Raw genomic sequence first — 24,655 nt, 5'->3', positions numbered from 1 at the left:
TGTAAGAAACCAAATATAAACTTAAAGTAAAGGAATTAGAAGATGGCTAAACATGATTTACATTTAACTCGTAATATCGGTATCATGGCTCACATCGATGCCGGAAAAACAACTACTTCTGAACGTATCCTGTTCTACACTGGATTGACTCACAAAATAGGTGAAGTTCATGATGGTGCTGCTACTATGGACTGGATGGAACAGGAGCAAGAACGTGGTATCACTATTACATCTGCTGCTACAACAACAAGATGGAAATATGCTGGTGATACTTATAAAATTAACTTGATTGACACTCCGGGGCACGTTGATTTTACTGCAGAGGTAGAACGTTCATTGCGTATCCTTGATGGAGCTGTGGCTGCTTATTGTGCTGTTGGTGGTGTTGAGCCCCAATCAGAAACTGTATGGCGTCAAGCTGATAAATATAACGTTCCTCGTATTGCTTATGTTAATAAGATGGACCGTTCTGGTGCAGACTTCTTTGAAGTAGTTCGCCAGATGAAGGATGTGCTTGGAGCTAATCCGTGTCCGATTGTTGTTCCTATTGGTGCTGAAGAATCTTTTAAAGGTCTTGTTGATCTTATCAAAATGAAAGCTATTTATTGGCACGATGAAACAATGGGTGCTGACTACAGTATTGAGGAAATTCCGGCAGAACTTGTCGATGAAGCTAACGAGTGGAGAGACAAGATGCTTGAAAAAGTAGCTGAATTTGATGATGCTTTGATGGAGAAATATTTCGATGATCCTTCTACTATTACTGAAGAAGAAGTGTTGAGAGCTCTTCGCAATGCAACAGTTCAGATGGCCGTAGTCCCCATGCTTTGTGGGTCTTCTTTCAAGAACAAAGGTGTTCAGACATTGCTTGACTATGTTTGTGCTTTTTTGCCTTCTCCGCTTGATACAGAGAATGTAATAGGTACAAATCCTAATACTGGAGCTGAAGAAGATCGTAAACCAAGTGATGATGAAAAAACATCAGCTTTAGCATTTAAGATCGCAACTGACCCATATGTAGGTCGTTTGACTTTCTTCCGTGTTTATTCAGGTAAAATTGAAGCAGGTTCTTATATCTACAACTCTCGCTCTGGTAAGAAAGAACGCGTTTCTCGTCTGTTCCAGATGCACTCTAACAAACAGAATCCGGTTGAAGTAATCGGTGCTGGTGATATCGGTGCAGGTGTAGGTTTTAAGGATATTCACACTGGTGATACTTTGTGTGATGAAAACGCTCCGATCGTACTTGAATCTATGGACTTCCCGGAACCAGTTATCGGTATCGCTGTAGAACCTAAGACGCAGAAGGATATGGATAAGCTGTCTAACGGTTTGGCTAAATTGGCTGAAGAAGATCCGACGTTTACTGTGAAGACAGACGAACAGACAGGTCAGACGGTTATTTCTGGTATGGGTGAGCTTCACTTGGATATCATTATTGATCGTTTGAAACGTGAGTTCAAGGTAGAATGTAACCAGGGTAAGCCGCAGGTTAACTACAAAGAAGCTATCACGAAGACAGTTAATTTGCGTGAAGTATATAAGAAGCAATCTGGTGGGCGTGGTAAGTTTGCTGATATCATCGTGAATATTGGTCCGGCTGATGCAGATTTCACTTTGGGTGGTTTGCAGTTTGTTGACGAAGTGAAAGGTGGTAACATTCCTAAGGAATTTATTCCTGCTGTTCAGAAAGGCTTTACGAATGCCATGAAGAGTGGCGTTTTGGCAGGTTATCCGCTGGATTCATTGAAAGTTACTTTGGTTGATGGTTCATTCCATCCGGTTGACTCTGATCAGTTGTCATTCGAAATCTGTGCAATGCAGGCTTATAAAAATGCATGTGCTAAGGCAGGTCCTGTTTTGATGGAACCTATCATGAAACTGGAAGTTGTAACTCCGGAAGAGAATATGGGTGATGTTATCGGTGACTTGAACAAACGTCGTGGACAGGTTGAAGGTATGGAATCTAGTCGTTCTGGTGCCCGTATCGTGAAGGCGATGGTTCCGCTGGCAGAAATGTTTGGTTATGTAACAGCTTTACGTACTATCACTTCTGGTCGTGCAACTTCATCAATGACTTACTCTCATCACGCTCAACTTTCTTCTTCTATTGCTAAGGCTGTATTGGAAGAAGTAAAAGGACGTGCTGATTTACTCTAAAATATCTAAAGCAGCAGGCTAGCGAATGACTCTTAGCCTGCCGCTTTATCTTATTATAAATGTATTAATTAAAAAAATAATGAGTCAGAAAATTAGAATTAAATTGAAATCTTACGACCACAACTTGGTTGATAAGTCAGCTGAGAAAATTGTAAGAACTGTAAAAGCTACAGGTGCTATTGTTAGCGGTCCGATACCTCTGCCTACGCACAAGCGTATCTTTACTGTGAACCGTTCGACTTTCGTAAACAAAAAGTCTCGTGAGCAATTTGAACTCTCTTCTTATAAGAGATTGATCGACATCTATAGCTCAACAGCTAAGACAGTAGATGCTCTGATGAAGTTGGAATTGCCAAGTGGTGTGGAAGTAGAAATTAAAGTTTGATAATTAAAAATTAGTGAAATGCCAGGATTATTAGGAAAAAAAATCGGAATGACATCCGTTTTCAGTGCCGATGGTAAAAATGTACCATGCACTGTTATCGAAGCAGGTCCTTGTGTTGTTACTCAAGTTAAAACTGTAGAAAAAGATGGCTATGCAGCTGTTCAGTTGGGTTTCCAGGACAAAAAGGAAAAACATACAACTAAACCGTTGATGGGACATTTTAAAAGAGCAGGAGTAACACCGAAGAGACACTTGGCTGAGTTCAAAGAATTTGGAACAGATTTGAATCTGGGTGATACTATTACCGTAGAGATGTTTAACGATGCTAACTTTGTTGACGTTGTTGGAACTTCTAAAGGTAAAGGTTTCCAGGGTGTAGTAAAAAGACATGGTTTTGGTGGTGTGGGTCAGGCTACTCACGGACAGCACAACCGCGCTCGTAAACCGGGTTCTATTGGTGCTTGTTCTTACCCTGCAAAAGTATTCAAGGGAATGCGCATGGGTGGACAACTTGGTGGTGACAGAGTCACTGTACAAAACTTGCAGGTATTAAAAGTAATCGCGGATCATAACCTTCTTTTGATTAAAGGTTCAATCCCGGGTTGCAAAGGTTCAATCGTATTAATTGAGAAATAATGGAAGTTAACGTATATAACATTAAAGGTGAAGACACTGGGAGAAAGGTTACGTTAAACGAATCTATCTTCGGAATTGAGCCCAACGACCACGCTATCTATTTGGACGTAAAACAGTTTATGGCCAATCAGCGTCAGGGTACTCATAAGTCAAAAGAAAGAAGTGAAATCAGTGGTTCAACTCGTAAGATCGGTCGCCAGAAAGGTGGTGGCGGAGCTCGTCGTGGTGATATGAACTCACCGGTTCTTGTAGGTGGTGCCCGCGTTTTCGGTCCGAAACCAAGAGACTACTTCTTCAAGTTGAATAAAAAAGTTAAGACATTGGCTCGTAAGTCAGCTTTGTCTTATAAAGCTCAAAACGATGCAATCGTTGTCGTTGAGGATTTCACATTTGAAGCTCCTAAGACAAAAGATTTCGTTGCAATGACAAAAAATCTTAAAGTTTCCGATAAAAAGCTACTTGTAATTTTACCGGAAGCAAATAAAAACGTATATTTGTCAGCTCGTAACATTGAGGGTGCTAATGTGCAGACTATCTCGGGATTAAATACTTACAGAGTATTGAATGCTGGGGTTGTTGTGCTTACTGAAAACTCTCTGAAGGCTATTGACAATATCTTAATTTAAAAAGGAGGCTTAAATAATGGGAATTATTATTAAACCGTTGGTAACAGAGAAAATGACTGCAATCACAGATAAGCTGAATCGTTTCGGCTTTGTTGTACGTCCTGAAGCTAACAAACTGGAAATTAAGAAGGAAATTGAAGCTCTTTATAATGTTACAGTAGTTGATGTGAATACTGTGAAGTATGCTGGCAAAAATAAGAGCCGTTATACCAAAGCAGGTATCATCAATGGTCGTACGAATGCTTTCAAAAAAGCAATCGTGACATTGAAAGAAGGAGATACTATTGATTTTTATAGCAATATTTAATAAAAATGGCAGTACGTAAATTTAAGCCCACAACACCGGGGCAAAGACATAAAATTATTGGTACTTTCGAAGAAATTACTGCATCAGTACCAGAAAAGTCTCTTGTATATGGTAAGAAATCATCTGGAGGTCGTAACAGCGAAGGTAAGATGACTATGCGCTACATTGGTGGCGGTCATAGAAAGGTGATTAGAATTGTTGATTTCAAGAGAAATAAGGACGGTGTTCCAGCAGTAGTTAAAACAATTGAATACGATCCGAATCGTTCGGCTCGTATCGCTCTGTTATTTTACGCTGATGGAGAAAAAAGATATATTATTGCTCCCAATGGATTGCAAGTTGGTGCGACTCTGATGTCAGGTGAAACAGCAGCGCCAGAGATTGGTAATGCTCTTCCTCTTCAAAACATTCCGGTGGGTACTGTGATTCACAATATCGAATTACGTCCGGGACAGGGTGCTGCTCTGGTTCGTTCAGCTGGTAACTTTGCTCAGTTGACTTCTCGTGAGGGTAAGTATTGTGTAATTAAGTTGCCTTCAGGTGAAGTTAGACAGATTCTTAGCACTTGTAAAGCTACTATCGGTAGTGTAGGTAACTCTGATCATGGATTGGAAAGTTCAGGTAAAGCTGGACGTTCTCGTTGGCAAGGACGTCGTCCTCGTAACCGTGGTGTTGTAATGAACCCGGTTGATCACCCGATGGGTGGTGGTGAAGGACGTGCTTCTGGAGGTCACCCAAGATCACGTAAGGGATTGTACGCTAAGGGACTTAAGACTAGAGCTCCTAAGAAACAGTCGTCTAAGTACATTATTGAGAGAAGAAAAAAGTAATCTGATTAATTGAGTAAACTATGAGTCGTTCATTAAAAAAAGGTCCATATATTAACGTTAAGCTTGAAAAGAGAATTCTTGCCATGAATGAATCAGGTAAGAAAGTCGTAGTAAAGACTTGGGCCAGAGCTTCAATGATTTCGCCTGATTTTGTAGGCCATACAGTTGCAGTTCACAATGGAAATAAATTTATTCCTGTTTATGTTACCGAGAATATGGTAGGACACAAGTTGGGCGAATTTGCTCCAACTCGTACATTCAGAGGACACGCTGGTAACAAGAAAAGATAACAGGATTTATTTGAAATAATAAAGTAATAAATAATAATGGGAGCAAGAAAAAAAATATCGGCTGAAAAGAGAAAAGAAGCCCTTAAGACCATGTATTTTGCAAAATTGCAAAATGTTCCTACTTCTCCGCGTAAGATGCGTCTGGTTGCAGACATGATCCGTGGTATGGAAGTGAACAGAGCACTTGGTGTTTTGAAATTTTCTTCAAAAGAAGCTGCTGCAAGAGTGGAAAAATTGCTTCGCTCTGCAATTGCTAACTGGGAACAGAAAAACGAACGTAAAGCGGAAAGTGGCGAGTTGTTCGTAACACAGATTTTTGTTGATGGTGGAGCTACACTCAAAAGAATGAGACCGGCACCACAGGGTAGAGGTTATAGAATTCGCAAACGTTCAAATCACGTAACATTGTTCGTTGGTGCTAAAAGTAATAACGAAGATCAAAATTAAGGTAGATGGGACAAAAAGTTAATCCAATAAGCAACCGTTTAGGAATTATCAGAGGATGGGATTCTAACTGGTATGGTGGAAATGATTACGGTGATTCTTTGCTGGAAGATAGCAAAATCCGTAAATATCTTAATGCAAGACTTGCAAAAGCAAGTGTATCAAGAATCGTAATTGAACGTACGCTGAAGCTCGTTACTATTACTGTTTGCACTGCTCGCCCGGGTATTATTATCGGTAAAGGTGGCCAAGAAGTTGATAAGTTAAAAGAGGAGTTGAAGAAGGTTACCGACAAAGATATTCAAATCAATATCTTTGAAGTGAAGAGACCGGAACTGGATGCTGTGATTGTTGCTAACAACATCGCTCGCCAGGTTGAAGGTAAAATTGCCTATCGCCGTGCCATCAAGATGGCTATCGCAAACACAATGCGTATGGGTGCTGAAGGTATCAAAATTCAGATTTCAGGACGTTTGAATGGAGCTGAAATGGCCCGTTCTGAAATGTATAAAGAAGGAAGAACTCCGTTGCACACTTTCAGAGCTGATATCGACTACTGTCATGCAGAAGCATTGACTAAAGTAGGTCTTTTAGGTATCAAAGTTTGGATTTGTAGAGGTGAAGTGTTTGGTAAGAAAGAATTGGCTCCGAACTTTACACAAAGCAAAGAAAGTGGTCGTGGAAACAATAGTGGAAACAACGGCGGAAAGAACTTCAAAAGAAAGAAAAATAATCGCTAAACGAATTTGAATTTTAGGAAACTATGTTACAACCGAAAAAGACAAAATTCAGAAGACAACAAAAAGGCCGTCAGAAAGGTAATGCCCAGAGAGGCAACCAGCTGGCCTTTGGTTCTTTTGGCATAAAGGCTTTGGAGACTAAGTGGATTACAGGCCGTCAGATCGAAGCTGCTCGTATTGCAGTAACAAGATATATGCAACGTCAAGGACAGATCTGGATCCGTATATTCCCGGATAAACCGATCACTAGAAAACCTGCCGATGTACGTATGGGTAAAGGTAAAGGTGCTCCAGAGGGATTTGTGGCTCCTGTGACTCCGGGTAGAATCATTATTGAAGCTGAAGGAGTATCTTACGAAATCGCGAAAGAAGCATTGCGCTTAGCTGCTCAAAAGCTTCCTATTACAACGAAGTTTGTCGTAAGACGTGATTATGATATTCAAAATCAAAATGCGTAAGTGTTATGAAAATTGCAGAAATAAAAGAAATGACTACTAATGATTTAGTAGAAAGAGTAGAGGCGGAAACAGCTAATTATAACCAAATGGTTATTAATCATTCTATTTCTCCTTTGGAAAATCCTGCTCAAATCAAACAATTACGCAGGACTATTGCGCGTATGAAAACAGAATTGCGCGAAAGAGAACTTAACAATAAATGATCAGCTTGATGGAAGCAAGAAATTTAAGAAAAGAAAGAACAGGGGTTGTGTTGAGCAATAAGATGGATAAGACCATCACAGTTGCTGCCAAATTTAAGGAAAAACACCCTATATATGGTAAGTTCGTTAGTAAAACGAAGAAGTACCATGCTCACGATGAAAAGAATGAATGCAATATCGGTGATACTGTAAGCATCATGGAAACTCGTCCTTTGAGCAAGACTAAAAGATGGAGATTAGTAGAAATAATTGAAAGAGCTAAGTAATTATGATACAAGTAGAATCCAGACTTACAGTATGTGATAACAGTGGAGCGAAAGAGGCGTTGTGTATCCGCGTTTTGGGTGGTACAGGTCGTCGTTATGCTTCAGTGGGGGATGTCATTGTAGTTTCAGTGAAGAGTGTTATCCCTTCTAGTGATGTTAAAAAAGGTGCAGTATCAAAGGCTTTGATTGTACGTACAAAGAAAGAAATCCGTCGTCCTGATGGTTCTTATATACGTTTTGATGATAATGCTTGCGTGTTGTTGAATAATGCAGGTGAAATTAGAGGTAGTCGTATTTTCGGTCCTGTAGCAAGAGAACTTCGTGCTACAAACATGAAAGTTGTGTCACTTGCGCCTGAGGTACTTTAATTTGTAAAAGATTTAAGTAATGAGTAAATTACATATTAAAAAAGGCGATACAGTTTACGTAAATGCTGGCGAAGATAAGGGCAAAACTGGTCGTGTATTGAAGGTTCTTGTTAAAGAAGGACGTGCATTTGTAGAAGGTATCAATATGGTATCTAAAAGCACAAAACCGAATGCTAAGAATCCGCAAGGTGGTATCGTGAAGCAGGAAGCTTCTATCCACATTTCAAACTTGAACCCGGTTGATCCAAAAACTGGTAAAGCAACGCGTATTGGGAGAAAAAAGAGTTCGGAAGGAACTTTAGTGCGTTATTCTAAAAAATCAGGAGAGGAGATTAAGTAATGAGTAATACTGCTAGTCTTAAGAAAGAATATGCAGAGCGTATAGCACCTGCATTGAAATCACAGTTCCAGTATTCTTCTACAATGCAGGTACCCGTACTTAAGAAGATTGTTATCAATCAAGGGTTAGGTATGGCTGTTGCTGATAAGAAGATTATCGAAGTTGCAATCAATGAAATGACAGCTATCACAGGTCAGAAAGCTGTAGCTACCATTTCTCGTAAAGATATCGCAAACTTTAAGTTGCGTAAAAAAATGCCGATTGGTGTTATGGTAACTTTACGTCGTGAAAGAATGTACGAATTCCTTGAAAAATTGGTTCGTGTAGCTCTTCCTCGTATTCGTGACTTCAAAGGTATCGAAAGTAAGTTTGATGGTAAAGGTAACTATACCCTTGGTATTCAGGAACAAATCATTTTCCCTGAAATAAATATCGATAGTATTACAAGAATTCTCGGAATGAATATTACCTTTGTAACCTCTGCGGAAACAGATGAAGAAGGTTATGCCTTGCTGAAGGAATTCGGTTTACCTTTTAAAAACGCTAAAAAAGACTAATAGATATGGCAAAGGAATCAATGAAAGCACGTGAAGTAAAACGTGCTAAATTAGTAGCCAAATACGCCGAAAGAAGAGCTGCTTTGAAGCAAATCGTAAGAACAGGTGATCCTGCTGATGCTTTTGAAGCTGCACAGAAGTTGCAAGAGTTGCCAAAGAATTCTAATCCGATTCGTATGCACAACCGTTGCAAACTGACTGGACGTCCTAAAGGTTATATTCGTCAATTCGGAATTTCGAGAATTCAATTCCGTGAGATGGCATCTAACGGACTGATCCCAGGCGTAAAAAAAGCAAGCTGGTAATTATTGTTTAAATATTGTCAGGGTAGTCCTGATTAATTTAATTTATTTTTATATGACTGATCCAATAGCAGATTATTTAACGAGGTTGCGGAACGCGATTGGTGCAAAGCACAGAGTTGTTGAAGTTCCCGCTTCGAACTTGAAAAAAGAAATCACTAAGATTCTTTTTGAAAAAGGCTACATTCTTAATTATAAGTTTGTAGAAGATGGTCCTCAAGGAACTATTAAGGTTGCCTTGAAGTATGATTCTGTTAACAAAGTTAACGCAATCAAAAAGTTAGAAAGAATATCTTCTCCGGGTATGCGTAAGTATACTGGTTACAAAGATATGCCGCGTGTTATTAATGGGTTGGGTATTGCTATAATATCTACTTCCAAAGGTGTAATGACTAACAAAGAGGCTGCAGAACTGAAGATCGGTGGTGAAGTCTTGTGTTATGTATATTAATTAGGAGGAATTAGAATGTCAAGAATAGGAAAATTACCCATTAGTATCCCTGCTGGAGTGACAGTCACTCTGAAGGATAATGTGGTTACCGTAAAGGGACCCAAAGGCGAAATGAGCCAATATGTGAATCCTGCTATCAATGTTGCCATTGAAGACGGACACGTAACTTTAACAGAAAACGATAAAGAAATGCTTGATAACCCAAAGCAAAAACATGCTTTCCACGGTTTGTATCGTTCTTTGGTTCACAACATGGTTGTGGGCGTATCTGAAGGATACAAGAAGGAACTGGAACTTGTTGGTGTAGGTTATCGTGCTTCTAACCAAGGTAACATCATTGAGCTTGCTTTAGGTTATACACACAATATTTTCATTCAATTACCTGCTGAGGTAAAAGTTGAAACTAAGTCTGAAAGAAATAAGAATCCTCTTATTATATTGGAATCGTGTGACAAACAATTGCTTGGTCAAGTTTGCTCTAAAATACGTTCTTTCCGTAAGCCTGAACCATACAAGGGTAAAGGTATTAAGTTTGTTGGCGAAGTAATTCGTAGAAAGTCTGGTAAATCAGCCGGCGCTAAGTAATTCATATAAAATTAGATTATTATGACAACAAAAATAGAAAGACGAGTTAAGATCAAATATAGAGTACGCAACAAAATTTCAGGTACTACTGAATGTCCGCGTATGAGTGTATTTAGAAGTAACAAGCAAATTTATGTCCAGATTATCGATGATCTTTCTGGTAAGACACTGGCTGCCGCTTCTTCTTTAGGTTTGACTGATAAAGTTGCTAAAAAAGAACAAGCTGCTAAAGTGGGTGAAATGATTGCTAAAAAGGCTCAGGAAGCAGGTATAACTACTGTTGTTTTCGACCGTAATGGTTACTTGTATCATGGGAGAGTAAAAGAAGTAGCTGATGCTGCTCGTAACGGTGGACTTAAATTTTAATCATTATGGCAGGAGTTAATAATAGAGTTAAGATTACTAACGATATAGAACTGAAAGATAGATTAGTTGCTATTAATCGTGTTACTAAAGTTACCAAAGGTGGTAGAACTTTTAGTTTCTCTGCAATCGTTGTTGTAGGTAACGAAGAAGGTATCATTGGTTGGGGACTTGGTAAAGCAGGTGAAGTAACAGCTGCTATCGCTAAAGGTGTTGAATCAGCTAAAAAGAACCTGGTGAAAGTGCCTATTTTGAAAGGTACTGTTCCTCATGAACAATCAGCTAGATTTGGTGGTGCTGAAGTATTCATCAAACCTGCATCTCACGGAACTGGTGTTGTAGCTGGTGGTGCTATGCGTGCTGTATTGGAAAGTGTTGGTGTTACTGACGTTTTGGCTAAATCTAAAGGTTCTTCAAATCCGCACAACCTTGTTAAAGCTACAATCGAAGCTTTAAGTGAAATGCGTGATGCAAGAATGGTTGCTCAGAACAGAGGTATTAGTGTTGAAAAAGTATTTAGAGGATAAGGAGGAGATATGTCAACTATAAAGATTAAACAAGTTAAAAGTAGAATTGGTGCTCCAGCTGATCAGAAAAGAACTCTCGATGCACTGGGACTTCGTAAACTGAACCGTGTGGTTGAACACGAAAGCACTCCTTCAATTCTTGGGATGGTAGATAAAGTAAAACACTTGGTTGCCATTGTTAAGTAATTATTTGTTGAATAATAAAACGAAATTACAATATGAACTTAAGTAATTTAAAACCTGCAGAGGGATCTACTAAGACAAGAAAAAGAATTGGACGTGGAACTGGTTCTGGCTTAGGCGGTACTTCTACAAGAGGTCATAAGGGAGCTAAATCAAGATCTGGATACTCTAAGAAGATCGGTTTTGAAGGTGGTCAGATGCCTCTTCAACGTCGAGTTCCTAAATTTGGTTTCAAGAATATCAATCGTGTAGAATATAAAGCCATCAATCTGGATACTATCCAGAAACTTGCTGAAGCTAAGAGCTTGGCAAAAATTGGTGTAAACGACTTTATCGAAGCAGGATTTATATCTTCAAATCAGTTGGTAAAAGTATTGGGTAACGGAACTCTGACTAACAAGCTGGAAGTAGAAGCTCATGCATTCTCTAAGACTGCAACTGCTGCTATTGAAGCTGCTGGTGGAACTGTAGTAAAACTCTGATTCAATGAGAAAAGCTATTGAAACATTAAAGAATATATGGAAGATTGAGGATCTGAGACAGCGGATCCTCATCACCATATTGTTTGTGGCAATTTACCGTTTCGGATCATATGTCGTATTACCGGGTATCAATCCGGCAATGCTGGCAAAATTGCACGAACAAACAAGTGAAGGCCTTTTAGCCTTGTTAAATATGTTCTCTGGAGGAGCATTTTCTAATGCCTCTATTTTTGCATTAGGAATCATGCCTTATATCTCTGCATCTATCGTAATCCAGTTGTTGGGAATCGCTGTGCCGTATTTCCAGAAGCTGCAACGCGAAGGTGAGAGCGGCAGAAGAAAAATGAATCAATATACTCGTTATTTGACGATTGCTATATTGTTAGTTCAGGCCCCTTCTTATTTGCTCAATCTTAAAATGCAGGCTGGCCCTTCCTTAAATGCTTCATTAGATTGGACTCTGTTTATGGTTACCTCTACCATTATTTTGGCAGCAGGTAGTATGTTTATTTTGTGGCTTGGTGAAAGAATTACTGATAAAGGTATTGGTAACGGTATTTCATTTATCATCTTGATTGGTATTATCGCTCGTTTCCCTGATGCTTTGTTGCAAGAAGTTGTATCCAGAGTAGCAAATAAGAGTGGTGGTTTGATCATGTTTATAATTGAAATCGTATTCTTGTTATTAGTGATTGGTGCTGCTATTCTTTTGGTACAAGGTACAAGAAAGATTCCTGTACAGTATGCAAAAAGAATTGTTGGTAACAAGCAATATGGTGGTGCTAGACAATACATTCCTTTGAAAGTGAATGCTGCTGGTGTTATGCCTATCATTTTTGCTCAGGCAATCATGTTTATTCCAATTACGTTTATCGGTTTTTCAAATGTAAATGATGCGGGCGGTTTCTTGCATGCGTTTACAGATCATACAAGTTTCTGGTATAATTTTGTTTTTGCGGTAATGATTATATTATTTACATATTTCTATACTGCAATTACAATTAATCCGACTCAGATGGCTGAGGATATGAAGAGAAATAATGGTTTCATCCCTGGTATTAAACCGGGAAAGAAAACAGCAGAGTATATTGATGATATAATGTCTCGTATTACTTTGCCGGGTTCTTTCTTCTTGGCTTTAGTTGCTATTATGCCTGCTTTTGCCGGTATATTCGGAGTGCAAGCAGGATTTGCTCAATTCTTCGGCGGTACATCTTTGTTAATTCTTGTAGGTGTTGTTCTTGATACACTGCAACAGGTTGAAAGTCATTTGTTGATGAGACACTATGATGGTCTGTTGAAGTCTGGTCGTATTAAAGGACGCGCTGGTGTAGCGGCATATTAATTCTTTAGATTAGAAATGATATTTCTTAAAACAGAAGATGAAATAGAATTGCTCCGTCAGAGTAACCTGCTTGTTGGTAAAACTCTTGCAGAGGTTGCCAAACTGGTGAAGCCTGGTGTAACTACACGTGAGTTGGATAAGGTTGCTGAAGAGTTCATTAGAGATCATGGGGCAACTCCAACTTTCAAAGGATTTCCGAATCAATATGGAGAACCATTTCCCGCATCTCTTTGTACTTCTGTTAATGAGCAGGTTGTACATGGAATCCCAGGGGATATTGTACTGAAAGATGGCGATATCGTATCAGTGGATTGCGGAACTTACATGAATGGTTTTTGTGGTGATTCTGCTTATACTTTTTGTGTAGGAGAGGTGGACGAAGAAATTCGTAACTTGTTGAAGGTAACTAAAGAAGCGTTATATATTGGCATTCAGAACGCAGTGCAAGGCAAAAGAATCGGAGACATCGGGTATGCTATTCAGCAATATTGTGAGTCTCACTCTTATGGTGTAGTGCGTGAGTTTGTTGGTCATGGCATTGGTAAAGAGATGCACGAAGATCCTCAAGTGCCTAATTATGGTAAAAGAGGATATGGACCTTTGATGAAAAGAGGCCTTTGCATAGCGATAGAGCCGATGATAACATTGGGAGATCGACAAGTGATTATGGAACGTGATGGATGGACTGTGAGGACCAGAGATCGTAAATGTGCTGCACATTTTGAACATACGATAGCTGTTGGAGCTGGTGAAGCTGATATTTTGTCTTCATTCAAATTCATAGAAGAAGTTTTAGGAGATAAAGCAATATAATATGGCAAAGCAATCTGCAATAGAACAAGATGGAGTTATAGTTGAAGCATTGTCAAATGCAATGTTTCGTGTTGAATTAGAAAACGGACATGAGATTACTGCACATATTTCAGGTAAGATGCGGATGCATTACATCAAGATTTTGCCGGGAGATAAAGTGAGAGTCGAAATGTCTCCTTACGACTTATCGAAAGGAAGAATTGTGTTTAGATATAAATAAAATAAGATATGAAAGTAAGAGCATCATTAAAGAAACGCACGCCAGAATGTAAGATCGTTAGACGTAATGGCCGTTTGTATGTTATTAACAAGAAAAATCCTAAGTATAAACAACGTCAAGGATAATTTGTTATTTTTGCAAAAAAAATAATTAAGTATATGGCTATAAGAATAGTTGGTGTAGATTTACCTCAGAACAAAAGAGGTGAAATTGCGTTGACCTATGTATATGGAATAGGTCGCAGTAGTTCAGCAAAAATTTTAGATAAAGCTGGTGTAGATAAAGATCTGAAGGTTAAAGACTGGACAGATGATCAAGCTGCTAAGATTCGTGAGATTATCGGTGCAGAGTATAAAGTGGAAGGTGATCTTCGTTCTGAAATCCAATTGAACATTAAGCGATTAATGGATATTGGTTGCTATCGTGGTGTACGTCACCGTATTGGTCTGCCTGTTAGAGGTCAGAGCACTAAGAACAATGCACGTACTCGTAAAGGTAGAAAGAAAACCGTTGCTAATAAGAAAAAAGCTACTAAATAATAATTGTTGATATGGCAAAAAAAACAGTTGCAGCTAAAAAGAGAAATGTGAAAGTAGACGCTAATGGACAGTTGCATGTTCATTCATCTTTCAACAATATTATTGTTTCTCTTGCAAACAGTGAAGGGCAGATTATCTCTTGGTCATCTGCTGGTAAAATGGGATTTAGAGGTTCTAAAAAGAATACTCCTTATGCAGCGCAGATGGCTGCCCAGGATTGTGCAAAGATTGCATTCGATCTTGGCCTGAGAAAGGTAAAAGCATATGTGAAGGGTCCAGGTAACGGACGTGAGTCTGCTATTAGAACTATCCACGGTGCTGGTATCGAAGTTACTGAAATCATTGACGTGACTCCGCTTCCACATAATGGTTGTCGTCCTCCGAAAAGACGTAGAGTTTAATTTACCTTTAACTTACACAATGATCTTGATTTTGTTTTTGGATTACATTTAATTTCTCTCTGTAATCGCGGCTGCAACAAATTAAGTTCATGAATAAACAATTAAATATTTAAAAGAAATGGCTAGATATACTGGACCAAAATCGAGAATCGCCCGTAAATTCGGTGAAGGAATCTTTGGAGCTGACAAAGTTTTGTCAAAGAAGAACTATCCTCCCGGACAACATGGTAATTCAAGAAAAAGAAAAACTTCTGAATATGGTGTGCAACTTCGTGAAAAGCAGAAAGCTAAATACACCTATGGAGTTTTAGAAAAACAATTCCGCAATTTGTTTGAAAAAGCAGCTACTGCTAAAGGTATTACCGGTGAGGTACTCCTTCAATTGTTGGAAGGCCGTCTTGACAACGTAGTATTCCGTTTGGGAATTGCTCCTACACGTGCTGCTGCTCGTCAGTTGGTTAGTCACAAGCACATTACTGTAGATGGTGAAGTGGTAAACATCCCTTCATTTGCAGTAAAACCAGGACAATTGATTGGTGTTCGTGAAAGATCTAAATCTTTGGAAGTAATTGCTAATTCTCTTGCAGGTTTCAATCATAGCAAGTATGCTTGGTTGGAATGGGACGAAGCTTCTAAGGTTGGTAAAATGTTGCACATACCTGAAAGAGCAGACATTCCTGAGAACATTAAAGAACATTTGATCGTTGAATTGTATTCTAAATAATAATTAATTTCATGGCGATATTAGCATTTCAAAAACCTGATAAAGTATTAATGTTGGAGGCGGACTCCAGATTCGGTAAATTCGAATTCCGTCCGTTGGAACCGGGTTTTGGTATTACTGTAGGTAATGCATTACGCCGAATCCTTCTTTCTTCATTAGAGGGTTTTGCTATCACTACTATCAGAATCGATGGTGTGGAGCATGAATTTTCTAGTGTACCTGGAGTAAAAGAGGATGTTACCAACATTATCTTGAATCTGAAACAAGTGAGATTCAAGCAAGTAGTTGAAGAGTTCGAGAGCGAAAAAGTGAGCATCACTGTCGAGAATTCCAGTGAATTTAAAGCAGGTGACATAGGTAAGTATTTGACTGGATTTGAAGTGTTAAATCCGGAATTAGTTATTTGTCATTTAGATTCTAAGTCAACTATGCAGATTGATATTACAATTAACAAAGGCCGTGGTTATGTACCTGCTGATGAGAATCGCGAGTATTGCACGGATGTTAATGTAATTCCAATCGACTCTATTTATACACCGATACGTAATGTCAAGTATGCTGTAGAAAACTTCCGTGTAGAACAGAAGACTGACTACGAAAAGCTAGTACTTGAAATTAGTACCGACGGTTCTATACATCCGAAAGAAGCGCTGAAAGAAGCTGCAAAAATTCTGATTTATCACTTCATGTTGTTCTCTGACGAGAAGATCACGCTTGAAAGTAATGATACTGATGGCAATGAAGAGTTTGATGAAGAAGTATTGCACATGCGTCAGCTGTTGAAAACTAAACTCGTTGATATGGACTTGTCAGTTCGTGCCCTCAATTGCTTGAAGGCTGCTGACGTAGAAACTCTCGGCGACTTGGTACAATTCAACAAAACTGACCTGCTAAAATTCAGAAACTTCGGAAAGAAATCGCTTACCGAGCTTGATGATTTGCTGGAAAGTCTGAATCTGTCGTTTGGAACCGACATTTCTAAATATAAATTAGATAAAGAATAAAAAATGAGACATAATAAAAAATTCAATCATTTAGGTCGTACTGCTTCTCATAGAAGCGCTATGTTATCTAACATGGCTTGCTCTTTGATCAAGCACAAAAGAATCACTACGACTGTTGCAAAGGCGAAAGCTTTGAAAAAGTTTGTTGAGCCTTTGATTACTAAGTCTAAAGAAGATACTACGAACTCTCGTCGTGTTGTATTTAGCAACTTGCAAGATAAGATTGCAGTAACAGAGCTGTTCAAAGAAATCTCTGTTAAGATTGCTGATCGTCCGGGTGGTTATACTCGTATTATCAAGACTGGTAACCGTTTGGGTGACAATGCAGAAATGTGCTTCATCGAGTTGGTTGACTACAATGAAAACATGGCTAAGGAAAAAGTTGCTAAGAAAGCTACTCGTACTCGTCGTTCGAAGAAAGCTGCTGAAGCTACTCCTGCTGCTGTTGAAGCTCCTGCAACTGAAGCTCCTAAGGCTGAAGAACCAAAAGCTGAATCAGCTGAATAATTTTACAGTTATTCTTATAGATATAAAAAAGGCTACCCTCACAGGTAGCCTTTTTTGTTTGTCTGCCGTTTACTAATACTAAGATACATTAAAATATATCTTAATAGAACTTTTCATAGAGAGAATCTGTTATATTTGCAGGTGAATATGGCAAAATTTGTAAAGGTAATATTGTTTCTGTTGCTGACTGTTGCTTTTCATAGCATAGCAGGCAATGTTTCTACTGCGAAAGTGGTGGATGAACAGGAGCGTGCTATTACATATGCAATGAGACAGCATGGGGAAATCAGCGCACCGGATCTTCCTGGTAAGCCAGTGGCTGAACTGAACAACTTGCAAAGCCATCAGATATCTGTAACACGTATTCAACGTGTACAACTTGGAGAATATTTCTTTTCTTTAAAAAATGCGCTACAATGTTGTGCTGATCGTGATAACTCACTTTCACAACACTGGGGGCGGATTTATGGTACAACAACTTCCTATTATTGCCAGCCATCAAGTGAATACTATGTATATACTTTGAGGCGTATAATTATTTAGTAGTCTATTTATTGGTATTGTTTATTTTGTGGTTACTGGTATCTTCTGTAATACCGGTGACTATATCCTTTTTATCTTTATATTTTTACTAATAATTTAAACTTTAAATATTATGGCAACTACTCAAACGATTGATGCTACTATCTTCGCATCTTCACACCCCGATATCGCAAAACGTACAAGTGTTTCAGGAGTTTTAATTTCTTCTGTAATGTTATTGGTCGGTATTTTAGCTTTTGTTTCCACTTTCGAATTGGATGATAAGTCTTCTACGGTTAGTATGGCTTTGATGGTTCTGGGAACAGGTTTATTCCTTATGGGGATTTTCCGTCTCTTCTGGAAATCAAAAGAAGTTATTTATTTGCCAACCAAAAGTGTGGCTAAAGAGCATAGTATATTCTTTGATTTGAAACACATGGATGCTTTGAGGAATCTTGTGAATTCGGGTTCATTCTCAGCAGGTTCGCATATAAAGAGTGAGGCTAGTGGTAATATACGTATGGATGTAATACTTTCTGCTGATAAAAAGTTTGCAGCTGTACAGTTATTCCAGTTTATACCTTATACATATCAGCCAATAACGTCAGTGCAGTATTTCACTGATGAACAAGCTTCAGCGGTAATAGCGTTTCTGACAAAAAGTAAAATGCAGTAAAAGTATCTCTACAAAATCTGTTTGACTTAGTTTTTTCCGACACATTAAAACAGGTAGCTTGAAGTTTTATATTCAGTTTGCTGCTACTAAATAAAGCAGGTTTTGGATGTTACTACAATAGAAAACTTTGATTTTTATACAAGGAATGGGGATTAGTCGTTAATGACGGCGATCCCCATTTTCTTCATTAAGAAGCAGGCATTCATATTTTGCGCAACTCCGTTTCTCATTTGGTAAGAGAAGGTGAGTTCGTTGTTCGTAATGTCAGCTTCGAAACAGTAATTCCGGATATTTTGTGGGAAGGAGTCCACTAAAGTTCCTAGCAACAAGTCATGAGTGGCGATGATGCCATTGGTATTCATGTGCATGAATTGTTTGATGAGGGCGAAAGAACCTTTCTGTTTATCCATAGAGTTTGTACCTTTCAATATTTCATCAAGGATGATGAAAAGTTCTTCTCCTGCTTCAAGCTTATCTATGATTAATTTAAGTCGCTTGAGTTCGGCAAAAAAATAAGATTCGTTGTCGGTTAAGGAGTCACTGGTCCGAAGGCTGGTGACGAGGCGAGCCGGATATATTTCCATCCGCTTTGCCCAAACGGGAGCCCCTATACATGCTAGTAGATAGTTCACTCCTACAGTACGTAAATACGTGCTTTTTCCTGCCATATTGGCTCCTGTGATAATAATAAAGAAAGGACGTCTTTCAATGTCTATTCCGTTGCGTACACATTTGTTGCGATCCATTAAAGGATGCCCCAAAGCTTCAGCCTGCAGATGGAAAGATTGAGCAGCAATGGTAGGATAGATGTAATCCGGATGATTATATGCGAATGTTGCCAGAGAACAATAAGCGTCAATTTCTCCGATGGTTTCTATCCAGCGGGGAAGGTCAGATGCGTGGATTTCTTTCCACTTCTCGATTCGCATCACTTGGCGCAGCTCCCAGAATATCAGTCCATTGAGTATCGTGCTTATTAGCAGATTGCTTCGTTGATCGAGCGCGTTCATCAGTTTTGAAAGCTGGCGTACTGCTTGAGAAGCGGTTTGATTCTGACTTGTAAGTTCCGTTTTTAACTTTTGCAGTATATGACTTTGCATTTCTTTCTGTTCAGTGAGAAGAATCTGGTCAGCGTATGTCGAAAGAATTTGTAGCTTTTCTCCGTAGGTCGTTTGTAGTTTAGTGATTCCTTTAGAAAAAATAGTGCTGAATAATACAAAGCCAACAAACACTCCTCCTGCAATACTGGCCGAGATAATACCTAAAATGGCTAGACCTATACATAAGAAATTAATGATCGTTACCGCTGTCGGGAGGATGCGTAGAAGTGTACGCTTCCGATAATAACTTGGACTGTTTGCCCATTCTTTGATTTCGGTGGTATCGGCAGGTTTTCCTTTATAGAGTAAGCCGAGTAAGCGGATTTGTTGGCGATATTCTAAGTCTGTGGACAATTCATGTATAGCTTCCTGGCGATGTTCAATAGCTTCTTTGTTTTCCAGATGTGCATTGAACCAGTTTGCAAGATGCAGTTTGCCAATAGGCGTTGCAGTGCGGTTGATGTATTGGAAAAGAGAATGTTCGCCAAATACGTCTAAATCAAGAGTGTAGAGATGAGATGGATTAACAAATTCTTTTCCATCATCAAAATCAGAAAAGTCATATTGCATGGCACGTAGCTCCTGCTCATTGATTTCTATTTTCTTTTTCAGAAAGTCTTTTCGGTAGAACCAGAAATTATGGCGTTTTACCAGCCAGATGAATAAGATAAAAGGTAAGATAGCGAAAGCAGAGAGACATAGCCACCCATCAGACCAAAAGATAATGGCATTTGCTACAGCTCCTACGAATAAGATCAGGCGGAGAAGACTGATATAATAGATACGTTTCCGTGCATTCTGTAACTCCAGTTCTGTTTTCTGAATGATTTGCTGATATGTAGTAATGATCTGTTCTTGTTTTTCCATGACAAATTTAATTCTTTTCCACAAAGGTAATATAATTCATGACGGTCGGGATAAGAGCTTGTTTTTGTCGAGAGCAGATTTACTGTTTATTAACGGAAGATAGAAAGGAATAACAAGCTCATATTATGACTTGTCTGGATAATGCCTTTACTAGCTGTAAGGAATGGGGTATATAAGTTCTGTTTCCGTTTAATAAGAGTAGGGGGCATTTCCTGGTAGCAGCTTTTTTTCAATATTTCTTTCCTCATTCTTGCATTTATCCGCTAAAATTTATAACTTTCCACTCGAAAAGGCGTTAGACAGGAAAGGAGGATGCTTATGAAGAAAGGATGTATCTTATGTTTGCTGATAAGCGTGATTAGCCTTCCGTTAATTGCGCAGAATATTATTTATTCCAACCTGAAAGAGTTGCTGGCTCAACATGGTGATACAACAGCCGTGTTGCGTGTAGAAAAACGTTCCAGAAATCAGATTGTATTGACAGGAGGGGCTGATTACCGGATAACGGCCGGTGATGACGAGTCGATGTGTCGACGCTTGAAGAAGCGTTGTTTTGCCGTGCGTGACGAAAAAGGAGATTTATATTTGAATTGTCGTAAGTTGCGCTATAAAAAGTTACGCTTTGGAGCATGGTATGCCCCTGCCGTTCAATTGGGTAAAAATATCTATTTTTGTGCCATGCCTCTAGGTTCGGTTATCGGAGGAAACTTTGTAGAAGAGGATGACGTAAAACTGGGAGGGAATATTGGCGATGCTCTTGCCGCTTCAAGTTTGGTTACGAAACGCGTCTGTTATGAGCTAAATGGTGAAACAGGAAAAGTCGATTTTCTAGGAAAAGATAAAATGCTTCAATTATTGAAGAATTATCCGGAACTGAAACAGGCATATTTGAAAGATGATAGTCAGGAGGCGAAGCATACCTTTAAATATTTGTTGGAGTTGCGGAATAAACAAAAAAAGTAATTTTGTCGATCTCTGTTGGTATAGCAGAGAAAGAGTATGTTCATAATACAATCATGGTCATAGTGATATGATTAGGGTGCGGATTATGCAAATAACACAGAACTCATAGCTTTGATTTAATGGAAAAATCCGCTATCCATTTTAATAAAAGCCCTACTAGTCCGTTTGGATAAAAGACCTGCATTTGTATCTGTATAAAAGCATAAGAGACTCCTGACATTGCCTGTATCTTACCATTCTATTAAGCAGTAAATGTAATAATGCCTTTCTGATAATAAATCTGTTATTTCTCTTGTCTTTTATCTTCTTTTTTTCTATATTGCGAAGAGTTATAAGACTGTATTGCTTACAGTTTGTAATCCTTAATTCTGTTTATTATGAGAATAACTCTTGGCAACACGCTACCTCCTTATCCGGATTTTGTAGAAGGTATCCGGAGAGCTCCCGACCGTGGTTATACACTTACCCCGGCGCAGACCATCACAGCTTTAAAAAACGCTTTGCGTTATATTCCCTCCGAGTGGCACGAACAACTGGCTCCTGAATTTATGGAAGAACTACGCACTCGCGGGCGGATTTACGGATACCGTTTCCGTCCTGCCGGAGACTTGAAAGCAAAGCCGATTGATGAATATCAGGGGCAATGTATTGAAGGCAAAGCCTTTCAGGTAATGATTGACAATAACCTTTGCTTCGATATAGCCTTATATCCCTACGAACTTGTTACTTATGGTGAAACCGGGCAAGTTTGCCAAAATTGGATGCAATATCGACTGATTAAGCAATATCTGGAAGAACTTACCCAGGAACAGACACTGGTTATTGAATCCGGACATCCATTGGGGCTTTTCCGCTCCCGTCCCGATGCTCCCCGCGTTATAATTACCAATTCGATGATGATCGGACAATTCGACAATCAACATGATTGGCATATTGCCGCCCAGATGGGAGTTGCCAATTACGGACAGATGACAGCTGGTGGTTGGATGTATATCGGTCCTCAAGGCATTGTGCATGGCACTTTCAACACCCTCCTGAATGCCGGACGATTGAAACTCGGAATTCCACAAGACCAAGATTTGCGGGGACACTTATTTATTTCTTCCGGTTTGGGAGGAATGAGTGGTGCACAACCTAAAGCAGCCGAAATAGCAGGAGCAGTCTCCATCATAGCCGAAGTAGATCGTTCACGCATTGAAACACGCTACCGCCAGGGATGGGTAGGGCATGTGACTGCAGATATCATAGAAGCATACCGGATGGCAACTGAAGCAATGCGACGTCGTGAACCTTGTTCCATTGCCTATCATGGAAATATAGTAGACCTGCTCGAATATGCCGAGCGCGAAAAGATTTTGATCGAACTATTATCCGATCAAACCTCCTGTCACGCCGTTTACGAAGGCGGATACTGCCCAGCCGGACTGACTTTCGAGGAACGCACACGCCTTCTTCACGAATCGCCGGAGCAATTCCGTCACTTGGTAGACATATCTCTGCGCCGTCATTTCGAAGTCATCAAGAAATTGGTAGCCCGCGGAACTTATTTCTTTGATTATGGAAATTCTTTTATGAAAGCCATATACGATGCCGGAGTAAAAGAAATCTCCTATAATGGTGTTGATGAAAAAGACGGATTTATCTGGCCGAGTTATGTCGAAGATATTATGGGACCCCAACTCTTTGATTACGGCTACGGTCCGTTCAGGTGGGTCTGCTTGAGTGGTAAACACGAAGATCTGATAAAAACAGACCATGCGGCTATGGAGTGTATCGACGTCAATCGGCGCGGTCAGGATCTGGACAACTATAATTGGATACGGGATGCAGAAAAGAATCAACTCGTGGTGGGTACACAGGCACGTATTCTTTATCAGGATGCAGTTGGGAGAATGAAGATAGCCCTCCGTTTCAATGAGATGGTTCGCCGGGGTGAAGTAGGCCCTATTATGCTGGGACGAGACCACCACGATGTTAGCGGTACGGATTCTCCTTTCCGGGAGACGTCAAATATCAAAGACGGAAGTAATGTGATGGCAGATATGGCTGTGCAATGCTTTGCCGGAAATTGTGCCCGTGGGATGAGTCTGGTAGCCTTGCATAATGGAGGTGGAGTCGGTATCGGCAAAGTAATCAATGGCGGTTTTGGTATGGTATGCGACGGTAGCGAACGGGTAGATGAAATACTCCGTTCGGCAATGCTTTGGGACGTGATGGGAGGAGTAGCCCGCCGTTCGTGGGCGCGTAATCCGCATGCGATGGAGACGAGTGAAGCATTTAATGAGTCTCATGCTGGAGATTATCAGATAACAATGCCGTATGTGGCGGACGAAGAATTAATAAAGAAGATAGTTCCATCTATTGTAGGAAAGTAGTCTCACAATATAAGAGAAAGCGTTCCCATAATATGAAGGAATAAATTCCTACAATATATGGAACAGTTTAAACATGCAGTTATTTCGGATAAACGATGTGGCTATTTGATGTAAAACATATAGTTATTCAGTAAAGTATAACCTCTATAATAATAGATATTTGATATGAGTTGGAATAAGATTATTGAATGCGTCCCCAATTTTAGCGAGGGACGTGATTTGGAGAAAATAGATCAGATAGTAGCCCCTTTCCGTGGTAAAGCCGGAGTAAAACTGCTTGATTATAGTAATGATGAAGATCATAACCGTCTGGTTGTCACACTTGTGGGAGAGCCGGAAGCACTGTGTGAAGCAGTAGTTGAAGCCGTTGGTGTAGCTGTCCGTTTGATCAACCTGAATCAGCACACCGGGCAACATCCTCGTATGGGAGCGGTAGATGTAATTCCTTTCATCCCGATTAAGAACACCAGTATGGAAGAAGCCATCGAACTCTCTAAAAAAGTAGCAGCGAAAGTTGCGGAGCTATATAATCTTCCCGTCTTCCTGTATGAGAAGTCGGCTACTGCACCACACCGGGAAAATCTCGCCTCCGTTCGTAAAGGCGAATTTGAAGGAATGGCCGAAAAGATCAAACTACCCGAATGGCAACCTGACTTCGGACCTGCTGAACGACATCCGACCGCAGGTACCGTAGCAATCGGAGCCCGTATGCCACTCGTAGCTTACAATATTAATCTAAGTACAGATAATCTGGAAATAGCCACTAAGATAGCGAAAAATATCCGCCATATCAATGGAGGACTTCGTTATGTAAAAGCAATGGGAGTGGAACTGAAAGAGCGAAACATTACCCAAGTATCCATTAACATGACCGACTATACCCGTACCGCACTCTACCGTGCCTTCGAATTAGTACGTATCGAAGCCCGTCGTTACGGTGTTACGATTGTAGGTAGTGAAATAATCGGTCTTGTACCGATGGAAGCTCTGATTGATACCGCTTCCTACTATCTCGGACTCGAAAACTTTACCATGCAGCAAGTGCTCGAAGCTCGTATCATGGAATAGTCAATAAGAAAATAGAATGAATCACAAT

General features: G+C 39.7%; 37 protein-coding genes. 36 read left to right on the top strand and 1 reads right to left on the bottom strand.

Annotated features, from left to right (window positions below; translation table 11 throughout):
• Nucleotides 1–42 precede the first annotated feature (42 nt).
• The 33 genes from fusA to Bovatus_RS13390 all read left to right on the top strand — a co-directional run bounded on the left by fusA (nucleotide 43) and on the right by Bovatus_RS13390 (nucleotide 18,254).
• On the top strand, nucleotides 43–2,160 hold the full coding sequence (gene fusA, locus Bovatus_RS13545) for an elongation factor G (protein WP_004296351.1): 2,118 nt from the start codon (nucleotides 43–45) through the stop codon (nucleotides 2,158–2,160).
• Between the two features lie 79 nt (nucleotides 2,161–2,239).
• On the top strand, nucleotides 2,240–2,545 hold the full coding sequence (rpsJ, locus tag Bovatus_RS13540; protein ID WP_002558075.1) for a 30S ribosomal protein S10: 306 nt from the start codon (nucleotides 2,240–2,242) through the stop codon (nucleotides 2,543–2,545).
• Nucleotides 2,546–2,563: 18 nt separating this feature from the next.
• A complete protein-coding gene (rplC, locus tag Bovatus_RS13535; RefSeq protein ID WP_004296349.1) occupies nucleotides 2,564–3,181 on the top strand; it encodes a 50S ribosomal protein L3 in 618 nt (205 codons plus the stop codon).
• Nucleotides 3,181–3,807 carry a 50S ribosomal protein L4 gene (gene rplD, locus Bovatus_RS13530; RefSeq protein WP_004296348.1) on the top strand — a complete coding sequence of 209 codons (627 nt, stop codon included), beginning with the start codon at nucleotides 3,181–3,183 and terminating at the stop codon, nucleotides 3,805–3,807. Before rplC ends, rplD begins: the two co-directional genes overlap by 1 nt.
• Nucleotides 3,808–3,823: 16 nt before the next feature.
• A complete protein-coding gene (rplW, locus tag Bovatus_RS13525; RefSeq protein WP_004296347.1) occupies nucleotides 3,824–4,114 on the top strand; it encodes a 50S ribosomal protein L23 in 291 nt (96 codons plus the stop codon).
• 5 nt (nucleotides 4,115–4,119) lie between these two features.
• Nucleotides 4,120–4,944, top strand: a complete 825-nt coding sequence (rplB, locus tag Bovatus_RS13520; RefSeq protein WP_004296346.1) for a 50S ribosomal protein L2 — start codon at nucleotides 4,120–4,122, stop codon at nucleotides 4,942–4,944.
• Nucleotides 4,945–4,964: 20 nt separating this feature from the next.
• Entirely contained in the window at nucleotides 4,965–5,234 is a 270-nt protein-coding gene (gene rpsS / locus Bovatus_RS13515; protein ID WP_004296345.1) for a 30S ribosomal protein S19, read from the top strand.
• Nucleotides 5,235–5,270: 36 nt separating this feature from the next.
• Nucleotides 5,271–5,681, top strand: a complete 411-nt coding sequence (gene rplV, locus Bovatus_RS13510) for a 50S ribosomal protein L22 (protein ID WP_004296344.1) — start codon at nucleotides 5,271–5,273, stop codon at nucleotides 5,679–5,681.
• 5 nt (nucleotides 5,682–5,686) lie between these two features.
• Complete coding sequence (gene rpsC / locus Bovatus_RS13505) at nucleotides 5,687–6,418, top strand: 30S ribosomal protein S3 (RefSeq protein WP_004296343.1); 732 nt, start codon at nucleotides 5,687–5,689, stop codon at nucleotides 6,416–6,418.
• Between the two features lie 23 nt (nucleotides 6,419–6,441).
• Complete coding sequence (gene rplP / locus Bovatus_RS13500; protein ID WP_004291234.1) at nucleotides 6,442–6,876, top strand: 50S ribosomal protein L16; 435 nt, start codon at nucleotides 6,442–6,444, stop codon at nucleotides 6,874–6,876.
• A 5-nt stretch (nucleotides 6,877–6,881) separates the two neighbouring features.
• Nucleotides 6,882–7,079, top strand: a complete 198-nt coding sequence (gene rpmC, locus Bovatus_RS13495) for a 50S ribosomal protein L29 (protein ID WP_004296342.1) — start codon at nucleotides 6,882–6,884, stop codon at nucleotides 7,077–7,079.
• Nucleotides 7,076–7,345 (top strand): 30S ribosomal protein S17, encoded by a 270-nt coding sequence (gene rpsQ, locus Bovatus_RS13490; protein WP_004296341.1) that lies wholly within the window; start codon nucleotides 7,076–7,078, stop codon nucleotides 7,343–7,345. The genes rpmC and rpsQ overlap by 4 nt, the downstream gene beginning before the upstream one ends.
• Before the next feature lie 2 nt (nucleotides 7,346–7,347).
• A complete protein-coding gene (gene rplN, locus Bovatus_RS13485; protein WP_004296340.1) occupies nucleotides 7,348–7,713 on the top strand; it encodes a 50S ribosomal protein L14 in 366 nt (121 codons plus the stop codon).
• A gap of 19 nt (nucleotides 7,714–7,732) precedes the next feature.
• Nucleotides 7,733–8,053 carry a 50S ribosomal protein L24 gene (gene rplX, locus Bovatus_RS13480; RefSeq protein WP_004296339.1) on the top strand — a complete coding sequence of 107 codons (321 nt, stop codon included), beginning with the start codon at nucleotides 7,733–7,735 and terminating at the stop codon, nucleotides 8,051–8,053.
• Nucleotides 8,053–8,610 carry a 50S ribosomal protein L5 gene (rplE, locus tag Bovatus_RS13475; protein WP_004296338.1) on the top strand — a complete coding sequence of 186 codons (558 nt, stop codon included), beginning with the start codon at nucleotides 8,053–8,055 and terminating at the stop codon, nucleotides 8,608–8,610. The genes rplX and rplE overlap by 1 nt, the downstream gene beginning before the upstream one ends.
• Nucleotides 8,611–8,615: 5 nt before the next feature.
• Nucleotides 8,616–8,915, top strand: coding sequence for a 30S ribosomal protein S14 (gene rpsN / locus Bovatus_RS13470; RefSeq protein ID WP_004296337.1), 300 nt, complete (start codon nucleotides 8,616–8,618; stop codon nucleotides 8,913–8,915).
• Between the two features lie 52 nt (nucleotides 8,916–8,967).
• Nucleotides 8,968–9,363, top strand: a complete 396-nt coding sequence (gene rpsH, locus Bovatus_RS13465; protein ID WP_004296336.1) for a 30S ribosomal protein S8 — start codon at nucleotides 8,968–8,970, stop codon at nucleotides 9,361–9,363.
• A 15-nt stretch (nucleotides 9,364–9,378) separates the two neighbouring features.
• Complete coding sequence (gene rplF, locus Bovatus_RS13460; RefSeq protein WP_004296335.1) at nucleotides 9,379–9,948, top strand: 50S ribosomal protein L6; 570 nt, start codon at nucleotides 9,379–9,381, stop codon at nucleotides 9,946–9,948.
• Between the two features lie 21 nt (nucleotides 9,949–9,969).
• The gene (rplR, locus tag Bovatus_RS13455) at nucleotides 9,970–10,314 is read left to right on the top strand and encodes a 50S ribosomal protein L18 (protein ID WP_004296334.1); all 345 of its coding nucleotides are present in this window, start codon (nucleotides 9,970–9,972) and stop codon (nucleotides 10,312–10,314) included.
• 5 nt (nucleotides 10,315–10,319) lie between these two features.
• Nucleotides 10,320–10,838, top strand: a complete 519-nt coding sequence (rpsE, locus tag Bovatus_RS13450) for a 30S ribosomal protein S5 (protein WP_004296333.1) — start codon at nucleotides 10,320–10,322, stop codon at nucleotides 10,836–10,838.
• Between the two features lie 9 nt (nucleotides 10,839–10,847).
• Nucleotides 10,848–11,024 (top strand): 50S ribosomal protein L30, encoded by a 177-nt coding sequence (gene rpmD, locus Bovatus_RS13445; RefSeq protein WP_004296332.1) that lies wholly within the window; start codon nucleotides 10,848–10,850, stop codon nucleotides 11,022–11,024.
• 32 nt (nucleotides 11,025–11,056) lie between these two features.
• Entirely contained in the window at nucleotides 11,057–11,503 is a 447-nt protein-coding gene (gene rplO, locus Bovatus_RS13440) for a 50S ribosomal protein L15 (protein ID WP_004296331.1), read from the top strand.
• Nucleotides 11,504–11,507: 4 nt separating this feature from the next.
• Nucleotides 11,508–12,848 (top strand): preprotein translocase subunit SecY, encoded by a 1,341-nt coding sequence (secY, locus tag Bovatus_RS13435; protein WP_004296330.1) that lies wholly within the window; start codon nucleotides 11,508–11,510, stop codon nucleotides 12,846–12,848.
• Nucleotides 12,849–12,863: 15 nt separating this feature from the next.
• A complete protein-coding gene (map, locus tag Bovatus_RS13430) occupies nucleotides 12,864–13,661 on the top strand; it encodes a type I methionyl aminopeptidase (protein ID WP_004296329.1) in 798 nt (265 codons plus the stop codon).
• A gap of 1 nt (nucleotide 13,662) precedes the next feature.
• Nucleotides 13,663–13,881, top strand: a complete 219-nt coding sequence (gene infA / locus Bovatus_RS13425; protein ID WP_002558052.1) for a translation initiation factor IF-1 — start codon at nucleotides 13,663–13,665, stop codon at nucleotides 13,879–13,881.
• Nucleotides 13,882–13,889: 8 nt separating this feature from the next.
• Nucleotides 13,890–14,006: a type B 50S ribosomal protein L36 gene (gene ykgO / locus Bovatus_RS24835; protein WP_002558051.1), complete on the top strand. Its 117-nt coding sequence runs from the start codon at nucleotides 13,890–13,892 to the stop codon at nucleotides 14,004–14,006.
• Nucleotides 14,007–14,039: 33 nt separating this feature from the next.
• A complete protein-coding gene (rpsM, locus tag Bovatus_RS13420) occupies nucleotides 14,040–14,420 on the top strand; it encodes a 30S ribosomal protein S13 (protein WP_004296328.1) in 381 nt (126 codons plus the stop codon).
• An 11-nt stretch (nucleotides 14,421–14,431) separates the two neighbouring features.
• Nucleotides 14,432–14,821: a 30S ribosomal protein S11 gene (rpsK, locus tag Bovatus_RS13415; protein ID WP_004296327.1), complete on the top strand. Its 390-nt coding sequence runs from the start codon at nucleotides 14,432–14,434 to the stop codon at nucleotides 14,819–14,821.
• Between the two features lie 118 nt (nucleotides 14,822–14,939).
• On the top strand, nucleotides 14,940–15,545 hold the full coding sequence (gene rpsD, locus Bovatus_RS13410; protein WP_004296326.1) for a 30S ribosomal protein S4: 606 nt from the start codon (nucleotides 14,940–14,942) through the stop codon (nucleotides 15,543–15,545).
• 11 nt (nucleotides 15,546–15,556) lie between these two features.
• Entirely contained in the window at nucleotides 15,557–16,549 is a 993-nt protein-coding gene (locus Bovatus_RS13405; protein ID WP_004296325.1) for a DNA-directed RNA polymerase subunit alpha, read from the top strand.
• A gap of 3 nt (nucleotides 16,550–16,552) precedes the next feature.
• Nucleotides 16,553–17,056: a 50S ribosomal protein L17 gene (gene rplQ / locus Bovatus_RS13400; RefSeq protein ID WP_004296324.1), complete on the top strand. Its 504-nt coding sequence runs from the start codon at nucleotides 16,553–16,555 to the stop codon at nucleotides 17,054–17,056.
• Nucleotides 17,057–17,203: 147 nt separating this feature from the next.
• Nucleotides 17,204–17,599: a hypothetical protein gene (locus Bovatus_RS13395; protein ID WP_004296323.1), complete on the top strand. Its 396-nt coding sequence runs from the start codon at nucleotides 17,204–17,206 to the stop codon at nucleotides 17,597–17,599.
• 112 nt (nucleotides 17,600–17,711) lie between these two features.
• Nucleotides 17,712–18,254 (top strand): hypothetical protein, encoded by a 543-nt coding sequence (locus tag Bovatus_RS13390; protein WP_004296322.1) that lies wholly within the window; start codon nucleotides 17,712–17,714, stop codon nucleotides 18,252–18,254.
• Between the two features lie 152 nt (nucleotides 18,255–18,406).
• On the opposite strand, the gene Bovatus_RS13385 is transcribed toward Bovatus_RS13390, so the two are convergent.
• Complete coding sequence (locus tag Bovatus_RS13385) at nucleotides 18,407–20,221, bottom strand: MutS family DNA mismatch repair protein (RefSeq protein WP_004296321.1); 1,815 nt, start codon at nucleotides 20,219–20,221, stop codon at nucleotides 18,407–18,409.
• Between the two features lie 318 nt (nucleotides 20,222–20,539).
• Between Bovatus_RS13385 and Bovatus_RS13380 the strand changes: the two genes are divergently transcribed.
• From Bovatus_RS13380 to ftcD, 3 genes are all read left to right on the top strand, one after another.
• Entirely contained in the window at nucleotides 20,540–21,184 is a 645-nt protein-coding gene (locus Bovatus_RS13380) for a DUF6563 family protein (RefSeq protein WP_004307524.1), read from the top strand.
• Between the two features lie 377 nt (nucleotides 21,185–21,561).
• On the top strand, nucleotides 21,562–23,559 hold the full coding sequence (locus tag Bovatus_RS13375) for a urocanate hydratase (RefSeq protein ID WP_004296319.1): 1,998 nt from the start codon (nucleotides 21,562–21,564) through the stop codon (nucleotides 23,557–23,559).
• A 165-nt stretch (nucleotides 23,560–23,724) separates the two neighbouring features.
• Nucleotides 23,725–24,627, top strand: a complete 903-nt coding sequence (gene ftcD, locus Bovatus_RS13370) for a glutamate formimidoyltransferase (RefSeq protein ID WP_004296318.1) — start codon at nucleotides 23,725–23,727, stop codon at nucleotides 24,625–24,627.
• The last annotated feature ends 28 nt before the right edge of the window (nucleotides 24,628–24,655 follow it).

This window comes from Bacteroides ovatus, assembly GCF_001314995.1.
GTDB classification, from domain to species: domain Bacteria; phylum Bacteroidota; class Bacteroidia; order Bacteroidales; family Bacteroidaceae; genus Bacteroides; species Bacteroides ovatus.
Note: the sequence above shows the minus strand (reverse complement) of the source record. Positions and strands in the feature narration are given on the sequence as shown.